Genomic DNA, 16,124 nt, shown 5'->3' with positions numbered 1-16,124 from the left:
CTATGACATCCTCAAATTGGACTCAGTTTAAGCGGTTTCTCAATCGCGCTAATCAGTGGTTTCGTGATACTCCTGATCGAGCTTTAGATCAGGCATTAGATGCGGCTCTCAAAATCCGCTCTCTGGAAAATGAGCATTTTCATGGTGAGGCGATCGGGTCGTCTTCTGATGAGTATAGCGATCGAGTCTTGTCTTATTTTAAATCGGAGGTTAATAGGTATTTACAAGTCATTCAAATGCGGTTGGCAGAATTTAACACTAGCCGCTCTATTTTCGCCATTTCCGAACAAATAGACCCCGCCGAACTTAATCGAAAGTTGCGGAATCAGGATGATATTTACGATCGCCATCAAGATGCCGATACCATTGCGATCGTCTGTGAAAAACTAGAATTTATTGATGCTGTAACTAGCCGTTATCATCAAAAAAAATCCCCAAGCAAAGTACCATCAACATCTAAAGCACTGGTAAAACTTGAGGACTTAGAAAGCCGTTCTCTGATACCTAACGATCCAGAAAATGGACTGGTTTCGCTTCCCCAAAAGTCTAAGTCTATTCTCAGTTCAGATATCCCTATTTCTCCCCCCAAAGCGGATAATAATCTTAAAGATAACCTCCAATCTGAAAACTCCGGCACTAGCTTTCTACCTCGAACTTTGCTCAGAACTGTGACTCGCATTAAACGGGAACTTAACCCAGAGTCAGAAGAACAGGTCATTAAAGATTATCGGAAATCGAAAGTTAAAACTATTATTGCAATTAGATTTATTCTCATTTTGATTTTAGTGCCGCTTCTGACTCAGCAATTGTCGAAAAACTTTGTGGTTGGTCCCTTGGTCGATAGATTTTGGGTAAATGAAAACACGCCCATATTTATGAATGTTGACATGGAAGAAGAAGCATTGATGGAAATCGAGAGATATGAGGCCAGGTTAAAGTTTGAGATGATGGTGGGTTTCATACCAGAATTAACCGAGGAAGAGTTGGAGGAAAGAACCCAAGCCAAAGCCATCAAAATTGCCGAGGAATATCGCACATTAAGTTCTAATGCTATTAAAAACATTTTTGCTGATATTATATCAGTGTTTACGTTTGTGTTAATTTTGTCTAACAACAAGCAAGAAGTGCAAGTTTTGAAATCATTTATGGGGGATATAATTTATGGTCTCAGTGATAGCGCCAAGGCATTTATCATTATTTTGTTAACTGATATGTTCGTAGGTTTCCACTCCCCCCACGGTTGGGAGGTAATTCTGGAAAGTGTGGCTAGACATTTCGGAGTAGCAGAAAGTCGAGATTTTAACTTTCTGTTTATTGCAACATTTCCGGTTATATTAGATGCGGTATTTAAGTATTGGATTTTCCGCTACCTCAACCGCAGTTCACCTTCCGCAGTATCGACCTATAAGACTATGAATGAATAACAGCAGCCCCGAGTTGGATCGGGTTTATTAATATGGTGGGGTGGGAAGGCGATCAACTAACAGAACCCGCCCCCATAATTATTAATTATTAATTATTATGGGAGGTAATTATGGAAAGTGTGGCTAGAAATTTAGGAGTAGCAGAAAGTCGAGATTTTAACTTTCTCTTTATTGCAACTTTTCCGGTTATATTAGATGCGGTATTTAAGTATTGGATTTTCCGCTACCTCAACCGCAGTTCACCTTCCGCAGTATCGACCTATAAGACTATGAATGAATAACAGCAGACCCGAGTTGGATCGGGTTTATTAATATGGTGGGGTGGGAAGGCGATCAACTAACAGAACCCGCCCCCATAATTATTAATTATTAATTATTATGGGAGGTAATTATGGAAAGTGTGGCTAGAAATTTAGGAGTAGCAGAAAGTCGAGATTTTAACTTTCTCTTTATTGCAACTTTTCCGGTTATATTAGATGCGGTATTTAAGTATTGGATTTTCCGCTACCTCAACCGCAGTTCACCTTCCGCAGTATCGACCTATAAGACTATGAATGAATAACAGCAGCCCCGAGTTGGATCGGGTTTATTAATATGGTGGGGTGGGAAGGCGATCAACTAACAGAACCCGCCCCCATAATTATTAATTATTAATTATTATGGGAGGTAATTATGGAAAGTGTGGCTAGAAATTTAGGAGTAGCAGAAAGTCGAGATTTTAACTTTCTCTTTATTGCAACTTTTCCGGTTATATTAGATGCGGTATTTAAGTATTGGATTTTCCGCTACCTCAACCGCAGTTCACCTTCCGCAGTATCGACCTATAAGACTATGAATGAATAACAGCAGCCCCGAGTTGGATCGGGTTTATTAATATGGTGGGGTGGGAAGGCGATCAACTAACAGAACCCGCCCCCATAATTATTAATTATTAATTATTATGGGAGGTAATTATGGAAAGTGTGGCTAGAAATTTAGGAGTAGCAGAAAGTCGAGATTTTAACTTTCTCTTTATTGCAACTTTTCCGGTTATATTAGATGCGGTATTTAAGTATTGGATTTTCCGCTACCTCAACCGCAGTTCACCTTCCACAGTATCGACCTATAAGACTATGAATGAATAACAGCAGCCCCGAGTTGGATCGGGTTTATTAATATGGTGGGGTGGGAAGGCGATCAACTAACAGAACCCGCCCCCATAATTATTAATTATTAATTATTATGGGAGGTAATTATGGAAAGTGTGGCTAGAAATTTAGGAGTAGCAGAAAGTCGAGATTTTAACTTTCTGTTTATTGCAACATTTCCGGTTATATTAGATGCGGTATTTAAGTATTGGATTTTCCGCTACCTCAACCGCAGTTCACCTTCCGCAGTATCGACCTATAAGACTATGAATGAATAACAGCAGCCCCGAGTTGGATCGGGTTTATTAATATGGTGGGGTGGGAAGGCGATCAACTAACAGAACCCGCCCCCATAATTATTAATTATTAATTATTATGGGAGGTAATTATGGAAAGTGTGGCTAGAAATTTAGGAGTAGCAGAAAGTCGAGATTTTAACTTTCTCTTTATTGCAACTTTTCCGGTTATATTAGATGCGGTATTTAAGTATTGGATTTTCCGCTACCTCAACCGCAGTTCACCTTCCGCAGTATCGACCTATAAGACTATGAATGAATAACAGCAGCCCCGAGTTGGATCGGGTTTATTAATATGGTGGGGTGGGAAGGCGATCAACTAACAGAACCCGCCCCCATAATTATTAATTATTAATTATTATGGGAGGTAATTATGGAAAGTGTGGCTAGAAATTTAGGAGTAGCAGAAAGTCGAGATTTTAACTTTCTCTTTATTGCAACTTTTCCGGTTATATTAGATGCGGTATTTAAGTATTGGATTTTCCGCTACCTCAACCGCAGTTCACCTTCCGCAGTATCGACCTATAAGACTATGAATGAATAACAGCAGCCCCGAGTTGGATCGGGTTTATTAATATGGTGGGGTGGGAAGGCGATCAACTAACAGAACCCGCCCCCATAATTATTAATTATTAATTATTATGGGAGGTAATTATGGAAAGTGTGGCTAGAAATTTAGGAGTAGCAGAAAGTCGAGATTTTAACTTTCTCTTTATTGCAACTTTTCCGGTTATATTAGATGCGGTATTTAAGTATTGGATTTTCCGCTACCTCAACCGCAGTTCACCTTCCGCAGTATCGACCTATAAGACTATGAATGAATAACAGCAGCCCCGAGTTGGATCGGGTTTATTAATATGGTGGGGTGGGAAGGCGATCAACTAACAGAACCCGCCCCCATAATTATTAATTATTAATTATTATGGGAGGTAATTATGGAAAGTGTGGCTAGAAATTTAGGAGTAGCAGAAAGTCGAGATTTTAACTTTCTCTTTATTGCAACTTTTCCGGTTATATTAGATGCGGTATTTAAGTATTGGATTTTCCGCTACCTCAACCGCAGTTCACCTTCCGCAGTATCGACCTATAAGACTATGAATGAATAACAGCAGCCCCGAGTTGGATCGGGTTTATTAATATGGTGGGGTGGGAAGGCGATCAACTAACAGAACCCGCCCCCATAATTATTAATTATTAATTATTAATTATTAATTGTTAATTATGAGATTTCGGGGGGAATGGGGACGACAGGGGGTTCCTAAGCAAATTTGGGCTGCTGGTAGGTCACTGAAGACGCTGGATCTAGCGCCGACAACTGTATTAGCACCGATCGCCACACCCGGTCCGATAAAGCAATCTGTAGCCACCCACACCCCAGGGGCGATCGCGATTGAGGCGGTTTGTAGACCAAAAGCGGGGTCATGGATATCGTGGCTTCCGGTACACAAATAGGACTTTTGAGAAATCACGCAATGCTCACCGATTTCGATACGGTCTAGGCTATAAAGTACCACATCATCACCAATCCAACTATAATCACCGATCGCCACTTTCCAGGGGTAAGTAAACCTAGCGGTAGGTCGAATAATTACCCCTTGACCAATTTTGGCCCCAAACAGTCGCAAAATCCCACAGCGAATGTTATTAAACGGGTGAGGAGTGAGGGGAAAGGCGATCGCCTGAACCAGCCACCACAGCAAAATAAACCATCCTGGCTTCCCCCGGTCAAACCCAGATTGATCATACTTTCGCAGATCAACCCAGGCTTCTGTCGATGTGTCGGTTTTCGTCATTTTTCCACTGTTTGAGGTACAGACTGAGGCGTGACCGTGTTTGTGGTGGTTTTAGCCACATTCAACTGACCACCAAATTGACGCAATTCGTACAGTTTCACCCCAATTTGATATTCATATTGGCTCAATAGTCGGCCATAAATATAGCCAGCGCGACCATCCAAAAAACCCAGTTGGATAATATAGAATAGGATAAATCGCAACAGAGGCTTAAAGGGCAGTCGGACCCAAATAGTTTTTAAAAAGCGTTTCCGCTGGACTGCATCTCCAAATAAATCAGCCCCAATGGTTTTACTATCGTCCTGACCCGTGAGGATATTGTAGTAAACCCGTGCTTCCCAGTTAGAATAACGGTTATGGCGTTCTATCCAGTGGAACAAATCCCGGAAATCCTCATGAAGCATATCTTCTTGAAGATAACCGACTTTTCCTTCCGAGATAACTACGTGCTCGTGTACTTCGTTATCTCCGGTATTGCGGACATTCTCCGTGTTTAGATTTTCGTAGCGACCTAGTTTATGCTTGAATAGACGCAGGTTCCAGTCGGGATATTTACCGCCGTGGCGAATCCATTTCCCCAGGAAGAATACCCGACGATTAATGTAATAGCCAGAATATTCCGGGTCTTGGATTTTTTGGGCAATTTCTTGCCAAGATTCGGGGGTGATGCGTTCGTCACAGTCCACAATTAGCACCCATTCATTACGAAAGGGGAGGTTTTCTAAGGACCAGTTTTTCTTTTTCGGCCATTGACCATTGAAGTGGAATTGTACAACTTTAGCTCCCAGACTCTCGGAAATTTCCACAGTGCGATCGCTACTTTGAGAATCGACCACCAAAATTTCATCAGCCACAGCCACACTAGCTAGACAAGCGGGGAGGTTTTCCTGTTCATTTTTGGCAGGAATTAGCACGGAAACGGGAATTTTGGATGCAGTAATGCTCATAACACAATGTTGATAAGTAGACCATTAAGATAGGTGATTTCTCATGTTTTGGGTTTGGTGGCTGTGTTGTTGATGTTTAACAAACCAGCGATCGCCGCTCCTAAATAGCCAATTTGACCATAAGCATAAACCAAATTATCAAATCGGGTAGCTGGATCGTTAAAATACTTTAGGGATTTGTAAAGTCCTCTGACCATATTCTCGCCGCCCCGCCCTAATTGTCCCCAGTTGGCGCGTCCTGACAGTTGTTCACGGTAACACTCACTAATTCCCTGCCACCAGCCTCTCTCCATGAACCAACTGCGCTTAACTCTTTCCGGAGCGACATTATGAGCCACCAAAGCATCGGGAATATAAGCCACCTCCCAGCCTCGGTTGAGAGCTTCTTCTGTCATCACCAGTTCTTCGTTAGAAAGCAGCCGTTTTCCCACTCTACCTAGATTAGGGTCAAAGCCTCCAATTTGGTCAAGAAAGGTGCGGCGGATAGAGTAGTTTAGTCCTCTGGGGGTTAAGCCGGGATTAGTGATATAAAGGATATCATCTCCCAGGTTATATGCTCCTAAGTTTTCGGCTAAACCGGGGGATAGCCATGGGGGTGGGGTGATGCCTTCTGGCCAAATTAAGGTAACGCGACCTCCTGCTACGGCTAGTTTATGGTTGTCTTGATACGCTCTGTAGAGTACCCTTAGCCATTGGCGACTAGCGACGGCATCATCGTCTAGGTAAGCTAAAATTTGAGCCTGGGCGGTTTTGGCTCCGGTATTGCGGGCGACGGACAGACCTGTGATCGGCTCGTAGACATAACCGAGTTTAGGGTGATCGAGTTTGCTTTCGACTATTTCACGGGTGCGATCGCTCGAAGCATTATCTACCACTATCACCTCAAACTCATCAAATTCCTGGTCTAGCAAGCTATCGATCGCCGCCCCTAAGTAGTTGGCTCGATTATGGGTACAAATGATCGCAGAAATCAGCGGTTCAGACATAACTAGAGTTCCTAGAGGTTGCTGATGGGTTTCCCAACCGTTGATGCAAATTCCCTGACCACTAATCTGGGTTAACTTAGTCCCCACGGGTCGCAGTTACGAGCCTAGATTAGGATGCTATCATTTTACACAATCTTTATCAAAATTCCCATTATTTTTACAGAACCCCCTGTTAAATTGGTCTAGCCTTGGTGTTTAATCATCCTCGCGGGGATTAAATAATTTTGATAGCGTTCCTCCCTATAACATTAATTACAGCTTGTTCAGTCTTGAATTTTTACAGTAGCAGCATTTAATAAACCAGTTGGTAAAGGCATTTGTTTCAATGAGCATCAGACCGAGTTTAATTACAGCTAAATGGGAAAGAATTGTTGACTTGTGTTGATGTTGGTATTATAATAGAAGTAACTGGTTGTTTTTCATAAACCTAGCGATCGCTGTAAAATTGAGCGAAGGGCGATCGCTTTTTTTGTGATGTTAGCCTTGAGGGAGGTTAGACAGAGCCAGAATTTAATCCAAGATTTGCTTTACATCTTAGGACAATAAGGTACAATACCCCAAAAGATTCGCAACTCAATAATGAATATACGGTCAAACCCCAGACCATGCCAAATTTCCCTGACGACATACTCATCAAGTCGGATTCATGGTAAAATCCAATCATGCGTGCGAGACGTTTAGGAGTGAAATAGGGATGCAATGCCCGAAATAGCCTCCTAGTGGGACTTCCACCCCTTGGTGGAATATAAGGGACTCGTATCCTGACCATCCCATAACTGTTTATATGTCCCGACGCTTGGAGAAATCTGAGCAAGGCAGGGGACTCAAGGTCATAAACAAACTGAGAAATCAGGGAGTAGAGAGTAAAGGCGATAGCCACCCCCAATTTCAGGATACACGATTCTGGGATTGAAGCGGGGAACGGAAGGCGTGAGGTAGAACCTACTACCAAATGCGACCACTGCCAACCATCCATGACTAGGGAAACCGAATGTCTGGCTTGAACCATCGTAATGATTTAGCAGCGTAATAGGTTGCCACGCTGCGCTCAAAAGAGCAAGGGGAAAAGTAGGGTTTTGCATAAAACACCTACACAGACCTTTTTAAGTACCCCGGTGGAGAGGACAAGTCTAAAGATGGAATGCCCATATAAACGGAACGTTTAAACTCCTCATTGGTTCTCCTTATCAAAAAAGTGAGCAATATTACTCACAAGGAGTAGTGAAAAGTGTAAGCGTATACCATTGAGGGGAAAGGATGTGACTGAAAGCCAATGCCTAATTGTAATGATTAGGATATGCCCACTAGTCACGGTGTAGATATGGAGACTGCGACAAGTAGGAGTAATATGACGAGAGCGAGTTTAAAGACTACGAGTTGTATGCCAAGCTCCCAAAGTTGGAATCATAAAGCGGGGGTTCGTAACCCTGTTCCTAGTGACAAAAAGGGTATCTACATTAGGAGCCGTATGAGGTGAAAGTCTCAAGTACGGTTTGGAAGTGGAGTTGGGGAAGGCGACTTCCCTTTCGACCATAACCCTTACAAAGCTTTCCGGACAAAACTAAAACTCAATGACTGTCAAGCTACCTTGATGACCAAACACGCGGGGTATGCTCGATTTGTGTTCAATTGGGGATTACACTTATGGATGTCAGCTTATGAAGAGGGACTCAAGCCTAACGTCAACTCCATCAAAAAGGTTTTTACGAATTATGTGAAACCTCAATATCCTTGGATGTCCGAATTGTCTTCTAGAGTTTATCAATATGCCTTCATTAATTTAGGCGACGCCTTTAAGCGCTTCTTCAAAGGAATAAGCAGTTATCCTAAATTTAAGAAGAAAGGCCACCATGATAGCTTTACCCTTGACAATGGCGGCAAACCATTCAAGTTGTCAGGAACTCGCCATAAGCTGCCTTTTGTGGGCTGGGTTTCTACATTTGAGGGTCTACCCGAAAGTTGGGTTAAGAAAGTCACCCTAACGCGCCAAGCAGGGGACTGGTATATGAGCTTTTTCGTAGAAATCACACCAGAAATCACACCGAAATTCCGAGAGAGAATCGGGGTAGACCTAGGAATTAACAATTTGGCGACTTGCTCCGATGGGACCCAATTCTCTAATCCCAAGGCTTATAAAGCAGCCACCAAAAAACTAGCTCGATTACAACGTCATTTAAGTCGCAAAGTCAAAGGCTCGAAAAATTGGGCCAAATGTCTCTTAAAAGTTCAAAAGCTACATCAAAGAGTAGCAAACATTCGGCGGGACACGATTCATAAAATAACTACTTTCTTGGCTAAGAACCACAGCCAAGTAGTCATTGAAGATTTGAATGTGTCAGGTATGCTGAAAAATCATGGTTTGGCGGGTTCTATCGCTGATGCTTCATTTTATGAGTTCCGTCGTCAACTCGGTTACAAGGCAGAACGTTATGGTTCAAAGTTGATTATTGCCGATAGATTTTATCCATCCAGTCAACTGTGTTCTAATTGCGGTTATCGTCAAAAAATGCCCCTAGTCCGTCGGACTTTTGAATGTCAGAACTGTGGCCTGAAGATTGATAGAGATTTGAACGCCAGTATAAATTTAGAAAAATCGCCTGGTTCCGACGATTACACTTGTGGACGGGGTGCTGCCGACAGTCCCGGACGAAGCCAGAAATAAACATCAAGATCCGGCTATGTCGGGTTTTGTTTAAGTTTTATAGAGCAGGTTAGACCAAGGTATCGCCATTGGAGCATGATTTAATCTCAAATTAGGTTAATATTTTAGGGCAATAGGGTCTAATAAGCGAGAAGAGTTGAGGATAAACCTATTGCCAGATATGTCAAACCCAAGGAAGCCGCCCAAATCCTTGGAGTCCATGAAAGAACACTCCGCAGATGGGACGACAATGGCTCAATCGACACCATCAGAACCCCCGCTGGGCAACGACGATACAACGTTGAGTGATATACTGCCAAATCAGGCAGTGACAAACGCAAAGTCGTTATCTATGCCAGAGTTAGTAGCCGCGCCCAGCAGTCAGACCTCAACCGACAGGTGGCCGCACTGTCCAACCTCTACCCCGAAGCAGAAGTCGTCTCAGAAATCGGAGGCGGGCTCAACTTCAAGGGAAAGAAAATGCTGGCCTTACTGGGACATCATTTGTCAGGAGATGTCGGCATGGTTGTCGTTGCCCACAAAGACTGATTGGCAATATGGGGATTTGACTTGTTTCGATGGCTCTGTGAGCAAAACAGTTGCTCACTCATGGTTCTCAACGAGACAAGTCTCAGTCCAGAACCAGAAATGGTTGAGGACATCCTCGCCCTCCTCCACTGCTTTAGCTCCAGATTATACGGACGGAGTAAATACAAAACTCAGGTCAAAGAAGATCCGGATTTACCCCAGCCCGGAGCTAAATCAAGTCTGGCGTAAATGGCTGGCTGCTTGTCGGTATTGCTACAACCAAGCAATTGCATTATCCCGGAGTGGTAAACGACTAAGCAAGTTAAAGTTACGCAATAAAGTGATGCAGAGTGACTTACCCGAATGGGTCAAAGAAACACCCTGCCACATTCGGCAAAATGCCATCTTTGATGCCTATCTCGCCTTTTCAGCCAGTCCTGATGCCAGGTTTAGAAGTTGTCGTGACAGCTCTCAAGGGATTAAGTTCAATAATACTAATTTCTCTTCAGGGAGTTGGTATCCAAGACTCACGAAAGGATTAACTTTCATGGTTTCCGAACCCATCCCTAAAACTTGCGGGCAAGGGACTCAGTTGGTGTTTACCAAAGGTCGATGGTTGGCGATTTTCCCTGAACCAGTTGCCGTTACCCCAACTGAAGCGAATGGCGTAATTGCATTAGACCCGGGTGTGCGAACTTTCATAACTGGGTTTGATGGCTCTCGGTTTCTGGAATTTGGCTCCGGGGATATAGGACGCATTACTAGGCTATGTCAACATTTGGATGATTTGATGAGCCGAATCGCCAAGGAACCCTGTCGTTCAAGAAGGCGACGGATGAGGCAAGCGGCTCAACGAATGAGAACTAAAATCCGGAATTTAGTGGATGAAGCCCACAAACAAATTGCTCACTACTTGACTCACAACTACAGCCTAATTTTTTTGCCCACCTTCGAGACTTCCGATATGGTTGCCAAGGTGAAGCGTCTAATCAGGTCTAAGACTGCCCGCGCCATGCTGACATGGGCGCATTATAGATTCAAACTAACCCTGAGACATCAAGGGGAAATAACTGGAACCACAGTTGTAGATGTGACGGAAGAATACACCAGCAAAACCTGTACTCACTGTGGTCATGTCCATTCCCAGCTAGGTGGCTCAAAAGTGTTCCGATGTCCTGAGTGCGGGTTCACTCTACCCAGGGACTGGAACGGTGCTTTTGGAATCTTTCTAAAAGCTTTGCGGGATACCGCCTCTGTTACCTTAACGGGTAATAGTGCTATCGTCGCATTGTCAGGCAATAGCCGGATAAATGTCGCGTAAATGTATCAGTCTACTAATCCAGAAGACCGGGCGCTTGAGCCGGAGAACTGTGATTGTGCTAAGGTTTGAGGGAAGGTATGCGTTTAGATTAGCTGGTAGTCAACAACAGCTAGTCAGTTTCCCAGCTAATGGAGATATTGCATGAGTTTACCATCAACCAATGCCCAACTCAAAATTCACAGCAGCACATCTGTTTCGGAAATACTCATTGATAATGGGGTAGCTTCCATTGGTCGCGCCCCCGATAACACCGTAGTATTAACAGATATGAGTGTTTCGCGGCATCACGCCGAGATTAAACTAGAAGGCGATCGCTATGTAATTGTGGATTTAGGCAGTACCATTGGCACACTGCTAAACGCAGATACAATTCCCCCCAAAACGCCACAACCCTTAGCCAATAATGACACCATCCAAATAGGCGATACTAAACTAACCTTTTGCTTTAGTTCCCTGGCTGTAGCCCCAACCCAAGCCGCCGCCCCAGCCAGATCAGAAAAAACAGTGATTGATAACACTATAGGGCAGAGCAGTGGCACGGTACTAAGTTTTACCCTAGAGTTACGGGGAAAAGATCTAATTACTATTGGTCGCGATGGGAGTAATCATACAGTCATTAATCATCCCTCCGTGTCTCGCCACCATGCCCAAATTGCCCGGAAAAACGGGTCTTTTGTGTTAACAGACCTAAACTCTACCAATGGAACCTTTGTCAATGGTAAAGTAATTACAGGCGATCGCTCCCTGGCGGTGGGAGATAATATTCGCATCGGTCCTTGTCGGTTCACCTTAAACATTGATGAGACCCTAGTACAGGTCAACGAAGAAGGTAATCTGCGCCTCGATGCGGTAGGCTTAAATAAACAGGTTTCCAAAGAAGTTAACCTACTCAATGATATTTCCCTATCGATACAGGCGCGGGAATTTGTGGTAGTGGCTGGGGTTAGTGGCGGCGGTAAATCTACCCTTCTTGATGCCCTAAACGGCTTTCGTCCAGCTACGGGGGGTCATGTATTAGTCAATGGGGTTGACTTGTACAAAAACTATAACGCCTACCGCACCGAAATTGGTTATGTTCCCCAAAAGGATATTGTCCATACTGAGTTAACTGTGACTCAGGCTTTGGATTATGCAGCCCAATTACGAATGCCTGCTGATACCACTGTAGCAGAAAGACAGAAACGGGTTGATGAGGTTCTCCAGGATTTGGGATTATCTCACCGTCAAGATGTTCCGATTAAAGCCCTCAGTGGCGGTCAACTCAAGCGGGTATCTATTGGGGTGGAATTGTTGACTAAGCCTAGTTTATTCTTTTTGGATGAGGCAACCTCTGGCTTAGATCCGGGTACAGAAGCTGATATTATGAATCTGCTGCGAAATCTGGCAGACCAAGGTAGGACGGTGATTTTGATTACCCATGCTACCGATAATGTGATGCTGTGTGATTTAGTAGTCTTTTTAGGTGCGGGGGGTCGGATTGCTTATTTCGGCCCTCCTCAAGAAGCCCAGGAATATTTTGGGGTTGAGCGCTTTAATCAAATTTATCATAAGGTGGAAAGGGAGCGATCGCCTGAAGATTGGCAGCAGGATTATCTCAACTCTTCCCAATACCAAAGGTTTGTGGTTAAACGCCAAAATACTCTCAGCAATGTTCAGGCTGAAACTAATGGTAATAGGCGATCGCAACAGGTTCCCGGCGCGACAATTAAACGGGTTTCCGCTTGGCGACAGTTTCTGATTTTATCGAATCGGAATTGGTCAATTTTAAGGCGCGATCGAGCTAGTTTAATCTTAATGTTAGCGATCGCGCCTATTCTCGGTATACTGGACTGGTTTACGTGGAATCGCTATATGTTTGACGATACCAAAGGCGATTTTGGGCAGGTCATTACCATGCTATTTGTTACCGCCTTAGTCGCCGTCATGGTCGGTAGTATCGCCACCATGCGCGATATTGTCAAAGAAGCCGATATCTACCGCCGGGAAAGGACTATTGGTTTACAAATTCTTCCCTATATTCTTTCCAAGGTTTGTATAGCTTCAGTATTCGCCTTATATCAAGCTGCAATTTTCCTATTGTTTAAACTGATAGCTGTTCAGATTCCCGGTGACTTTTCCGTTTATGGTTCCTTGTACATAACCTTAGTTTTGGCTACCATGGCAGGAATGGTAATGGGATTATTGGTTTCCGCTATTTCTCCTAATCAGAATATCGCCCCTTTATTGACCATTATATTTTTGGTTCCTCAAATTACTTTTGGCGGAGGAATGCTACCTATTAACACCTTGGGATTACCAGGACTCATTATTAATCATCTCACCCTCACCAAATGGCCGTTTGAATCCTTTGTTACTATCACTGGAGTAGGTCGAGATGTAGCTGAAGACCCCTGTTGGCAGTTAGATGAGGATGAACGCGATGCCTTAACTGATGCCCAAAAACAGGACTGTATTTGTTTAGGAACTAGCCTATTTAGTCAATGCAGTTTTCCCGGTATTTTAGCTAAGTATAATCCCGCTGTTGACCAGCCAGAACCCGTCCGTCCTGAATCTCCTGGCGACCCTCCCCAACAACCTACTAGACCTGATAACCCATCTTTTCAGGCGCAACTGGACTATGAGGATGAGATGGATCAATATCAAGCCGATTTAGAAGCCTATCAAGACCGAGTTAATGAGTACCAGAGAGCTATTCAACAATGGCAGGATGAGTATGGAGAATGGCGAGGTAAATATGAGGGTGCTTTAGGCGAAGCGGAAGGAACCATTAAGCGTTTTTTCCAGGACTATGGTTCCATGTTTAATGTGAATGTCGGCAAATATTGGGGGATTTTGATAGGTTTAATTGCGGTGATGTTTGGCTTGTTATTAGTCGTGCAAAAACGCAAGGACGTAATTTAACAACCCTGATACAATTGAGGGTGGGGGTGAAACTAGATGTCAACGCAACATCAAGTATTAATCTCACCCCCATAGTAACTTGGTTGAAACGCAGAAAAGTAGGTTGGGTGAAACCCAACAGAGTAGGTTGGTTGAAACCCAGAAAAGTAGGTTGGGTGAAACCCAACAGAGTAACTTGGTTGAAACGCAGAAAAGTAGGTTGGGTGAAACCCAACACAGTAGGTTAGGTGAAACCCAGAAAAGTAGGTTGGTTGAAACCCAACACAGTAGGTTGGGTGAAACCCAACACCAAGCCAGGATTGTTCAAAGGTAAGCAATTACACTGATGACGCTGGTTAATTGGTGGATGATAATAGGACTAAGCTAGAACAATTGCTTAATTAGTTAAACCATTGCTGGCTGAATATTTGACCTAATTAATTCTGGAGTCAATCAATGAGTGCCAAGAAACTGTTGCTGTCTGCTGGTCTATCTATGGTTATGATAGCTGCCGCTGTAGTTCCGGCTTGGGCTTATCCGGCGCGTTTATTTGCGAGGGATCCGGGGTCTCAAATTAACATTCGTTCAGGACCTGGAACTAACTATTCTATAGCTCATTATGGTTATGCGGGAGACTATGTTGATGTGATTAATGAAAGGGTAGTTGGTGGCTATAGGTGGTATTATGTGGAGTTTCCAGCGTCTAAGGCTCGTGGTTGGGTTCGGGGTGATTTTATTGCCTATAAGAACTAGGTATTAAAGTTTAATTAATCGCGACAAAGTGGGGAAGAAAGCCAATTTTACCCCTGGTTTACTCGCGTTTTCCTTTGAGCAAATAAGTGGTCATTTCACCCTTGCCTTTAATGGGAATTGTGCCGCGCTTTTCAAAGATATAGCGATCGCAAAGTGCCATATATGTTTCTTCTGTCACCTGAATTTCATCAGCGATACCATGGGACTCCATTCGGGAAGCAATATTAACGGTATCTCCCCACAGGTCATAAATAAACTTTTTCAAGCCAATTACTCCCGCAATAACGGGACCGGTAGCAATACCAATACGGATTTTAAAACCTTGTTGATGTTGTCGGTTGAACTCCCGGAGAGTCCGCTGCATATCCAGAGCCATATCAGCGATCGCTTCCGCATAATTGTCTCTAGGTAAAGGCAACCCAGAAACCACCATATAAGCATCCCCAATAGTCTTAATTTTCTCCAAACCGTGTTGTTCTGCTAACCCATCAAATCTGGAAAAAATACCATTTAGCAACTGCACCAAATCCGTGGGACTAAACCTGGTTGAAATCTCGGTAAAACCGACAATATCAGCAAAAAGCACCCCCGCATCGGTAAAATCATCAGCAATAGTTTTAGGGTCTTGTTTAAGGCGTTCGGCGATAGGATATGGTAGAATATTAAGTAGCAGTTTTTCGGAATTTTCCTGTTCTTGTTTAACCTGTTCGTAGGCAGTAACTAAGGCTTTACGGGAGTTAAACTCAGAATGGGCGAGACGGTCATATAAATAAACCGACAAATTGCAAATAACACAGATCCAAAAAAAGTATAACACCAGAAAATCCTGAGTCATCCAATCCACAGGTAACCGGACTGGAAGATCTAGGATAATTTGAGTGCCAAAATAATAAAGTAATACCCCCAATTGAGAAATGAGATGTAACCACCAGCAGATAGGAAGCAGGGTAGCTTGGGAAAAGAACATGAGGGGCCACTCAATAATCGCGGGTTGAGATATGCCCAAAAATGTTGCCCGAATTTGGGGGCTGAGTGTGACCATCCAGGATAATAGCAGAAAAATCAAACCTGGGTATTGGCGACCGATCGCCGTTCGTAATAACACTAACCCTACCAATACCCCCAATTGTACACATACCTGAGTAATTAACCAATCTAGGCGAAAATCTTGGGGATAGAATAGCCAATTCTTGATTTGAGATAGGGAAAAGGTCAAATAGACTATCAAAGCCAGCCATAGTCCCAAACCCAGGCGCTGACGCATAAAACTATGTTGCCAGGTTTGATAGTTAGCCGCTTTAATGATGTCGGGGGCTTTAAATATCTGTTTCATTGTGCGATCTAACCATGGACCCAATTGGCGATCGCCTGGGGTATATTTACTCATAATTTGACCGAGTTTCAGGCAGCCGATAGAATGAAATTAAC

The 16,124-nt window shown here is 43.6% G+C and carries 11 protein-coding genes and 10 pseudogenes; 16 read left to right on the top strand and 5 right to left on the bottom strand.

Annotated elements, in window-relative coordinates; all coding sequences use genetic code 11:
• The first annotated feature begins 2 nt into the window (after positions 1 to 2).
• The 10 genes and pseudogenes from HFV01_RS19155 to HFV01_RS19110 all read left to right on the top strand — a co-directional run.
• A complete protein-coding gene (locus HFV01_RS19155) occupies positions 3 to 1,424 on the top strand; it encodes a proton extrusion protein PcxA (RefSeq protein WP_006620804.1) in 1,422 nt (473 codons plus the stop codon).
• Positions 1,425 to 1,522: 98 nt separating this feature from the next.
• Positions 1,523 to 1,705 (top strand): annotated as a pseudogene (locus HFV01_RS19150) (proton extrusion protein PcxA); the annotation flags it as partial.
• Positions 1,706 to 1,803: 98 nt separating this feature from the next.
• Positions 1,804 to 1,986 (top strand): annotated as a pseudogene (locus HFV01_RS19145) (proton extrusion protein PcxA); the annotation flags it as partial.
• 98 nt (positions 1,987 to 2,084) lie between these two features.
• Positions 2,085 to 2,267 (top strand): annotated as a pseudogene (locus HFV01_RS19140) (proton extrusion protein PcxA); the annotation flags it as partial.
• Between the two features lie 98 nt (positions 2,268 to 2,365).
• Positions 2,366 to 2,548: pseudogene (locus HFV01_RS19135) on the top strand (proton extrusion protein PcxA); the annotation flags it as partial.
• A 98-nt stretch (positions 2,549 to 2,646) separates the two neighbouring features.
• Positions 2,647 to 2,829: pseudogene (locus HFV01_RS19130) on the top strand (proton extrusion protein PcxA); the annotation flags it as partial.
• 98 nt (positions 2,830 to 2,927) lie between these two features.
• A pseudogene (locus HFV01_RS19125) lies at positions 2,928 to 3,110 on the top strand (proton extrusion protein PcxA); the annotation flags it as partial.
• A 98-nt stretch (positions 3,111 to 3,208) separates the two neighbouring features.
• Positions 3,209 to 3,391: pseudogene (locus HFV01_RS19120) on the top strand (proton extrusion protein PcxA); the annotation flags it as partial.
• A gap of 98 nt (positions 3,392 to 3,489) precedes the next feature.
• Positions 3,490 to 3,672: pseudogene (locus HFV01_RS19115) on the top strand (proton extrusion protein PcxA); the annotation flags it as partial.
• Positions 3,673 to 3,770: 98 nt separating this feature from the next.
• A pseudogene (locus HFV01_RS19110) lies at positions 3,771 to 3,953 on the top strand (proton extrusion protein PcxA); the annotation flags it as partial.
• Positions 3,954 to 4,055: 102 nt separating this feature from the next.
• Here the strand turns inward: HFV01_RS19110 and hpsU are convergent.
• The 4 genes from hpsU to HFV01_RS19090 form a co-directional block, all read right to left on the bottom strand.
• Complete coding sequence (gene hpsU / locus HFV01_RS19105) at positions 4,056 to 4,640, bottom strand: hormogonium polysaccharide biosynthesis acetyltransferase HpsU (protein WP_006620803.1); 585 nt, start codon at positions 4,638 to 4,640, stop codon at positions 4,056 to 4,058.
• On the bottom strand, positions 4,637 to 5,587 hold the full coding sequence (locus HFV01_RS19100; RefSeq protein ID WP_006620802.1) for a glycosyltransferase family 2 protein: 951 nt from the start codon (positions 5,585 to 5,587) through the stop codon (positions 4,637 to 4,639). Before HFV01_RS19100 ends, hpsU begins: the two co-directional genes overlap by 4 nt.
• A 41-nt stretch (positions 5,588 to 5,628) precedes the next feature.
• On the bottom strand, positions 5,629 to 6,573 hold the full coding sequence (locus HFV01_RS19095) for a glycosyltransferase family 2 protein (protein WP_174447157.1): 945 nt from the start codon (positions 6,571 to 6,573) through the stop codon (positions 5,629 to 5,631).
• Between the two features lie 830 nt (positions 6,574 to 7,403).
• Positions 7,404 to 7,625, bottom strand: coding sequence for a hypothetical protein (locus HFV01_RS19090; protein ID WP_193520191.1), 222 nt, complete (start codon positions 7,623 to 7,625; stop codon positions 7,404 to 7,406).
• Positions 7,626 to 8,164: 539 nt separating this feature from the next.
• Between HFV01_RS19090 and HFV01_RS19085 the strand changes: the two genes are divergently transcribed.
• From HFV01_RS19085 to HFV01_RS19060, 6 genes and pseudogenes are all read left to right on the top strand, one after another.
• Positions 8,165 to 9,235 carry an RNA-guided endonuclease InsQ/TnpB family protein gene (locus HFV01_RS19085; RefSeq protein ID WP_318286296.1) on the top strand — a complete coding sequence of 357 codons (1,071 nt, stop codon included), beginning with the start codon at positions 8,165 to 8,167 and terminating at the stop codon, positions 9,233 to 9,235.
• A gap of 150 nt (positions 9,236 to 9,385) precedes the next feature.
• A pseudogene (locus tag HFV01_RS19080) lies at positions 9,386 to 9,991 on the top strand (IS607 family transposase).
• Complete coding sequence (locus HFV01_RS19075) at positions 9,948 to 11,063, top strand: RNA-guided endonuclease InsQ/TnpB family protein (RefSeq protein WP_318286295.1); 1,116 nt, start codon at positions 9,948 to 9,950, stop codon at positions 11,061 to 11,063. The pseudogene HFV01_RS19080 and the gene HFV01_RS19075 overlap by 44 nt, the downstream one beginning before the upstream one ends.
• Before the next feature lie 141 nt (positions 11,064 to 11,204).
• Positions 11,205 to 13,964 (top strand): FHA domain-containing protein, encoded by a 2,760-nt coding sequence (locus tag HFV01_RS19070; RefSeq protein ID WP_193520293.1) that lies wholly within the window; start codon positions 11,205 to 11,207, stop codon positions 13,962 to 13,964.
• A 79-nt stretch (positions 13,965 to 14,043) separates the two neighbouring features.
• Positions 14,044 to 14,277 (top strand): hypothetical protein, encoded by a 234-nt coding sequence (locus HFV01_RS19065; RefSeq protein ID WP_152344043.1) that lies wholly within the window; start codon positions 14,044 to 14,046, stop codon positions 14,275 to 14,277.
• 122 nt (positions 14,278 to 14,399) lie between these two features.
• A complete protein-coding gene (locus HFV01_RS19060; protein WP_046320387.1) occupies positions 14,400 to 14,696 on the top strand; it encodes an SH3 domain-containing protein in 297 nt (98 codons plus the stop codon).
• A gap of 58 nt (positions 14,697 to 14,754) precedes the next feature.
• Here the strand turns inward: HFV01_RS19060 and HFV01_RS19055 are convergent, their stop codons facing one another.
• The gene (locus tag HFV01_RS19055) at positions 14,755 to 16,083 is read right to left on the bottom strand and encodes an adenylate/guanylate cyclase domain-containing protein (protein WP_006668051.1); all 1,329 of its coding nucleotides are present in this window, start codon (positions 16,081 to 16,083) and stop codon (positions 14,755 to 14,757) included.
• Positions 16,084 to 16,124: the final 41 nt, after the last annotated feature.

This window comes from Limnospira fusiformis SAG 85.79, from assembly GCF_012516315.1.
GTDB lineage: Bacteria > Cyanobacteriota > Cyanobacteriia > Cyanobacteriales > Microcoleaceae > Limnospira > Limnospira fusiformis.
The sequence above is the reverse complement of the archived record's forward strand: the minus strand, read 5'-3'. Positions and strand labels throughout refer to the sequence as shown.

Coding starts and splice junctions, on each gene's coding strand:
- hpsU (WP_006620803.1), bottom strand. CDS start 4,640: ATGACGAAAACCGACACATCGACAGAAGCCTGGGTTGATCTGCGAAAG.
- HFV01_RS19060 (WP_046320387.1), top strand. CDS start 14,400: ATGAGTGCCAAGAAACTGTTGCTGTCTGCTGGTCTATCTATGGTTATG.
- HFV01_RS19155 (WP_006620804.1), top strand. CDS start 3: ATGACATCCTCAAATTGGACTCAGTTTAAGCGGTTTCTCAATCGCGCT.
- HFV01_RS19100 (WP_006620802.1), bottom strand. CDS start 5,587: ATGAGCATTACTGCATCCAAAATTCCCGTTTCCGTGCTAATTCCTGCC.
- HFV01_RS19095 (WP_174447157.1), bottom strand. CDS start 6,573: ATGTCTGAACCGCTGATTTCTGCGATCATTTGTACCCATAATCGAGCC.
- HFV01_RS19085 (WP_318286296.1), top strand. CDS start 8,165: ATGACCAAACACGCGGGGTATGCTCGATTTGTGTTCAATTGGGGATTA.
- HFV01_RS19055 (WP_006668051.1), bottom strand. CDS start 16,083: ATGAGTAAATATACCCCAGGCGATCGCCAATTGGGTCCATGGTTAGAT.
- HFV01_RS19070 (WP_193520293.1), top strand. CDS start 11,205: ATGAGTTTACCATCAACCAATGCCCAACTCAAAATTCACAGCAGCACA.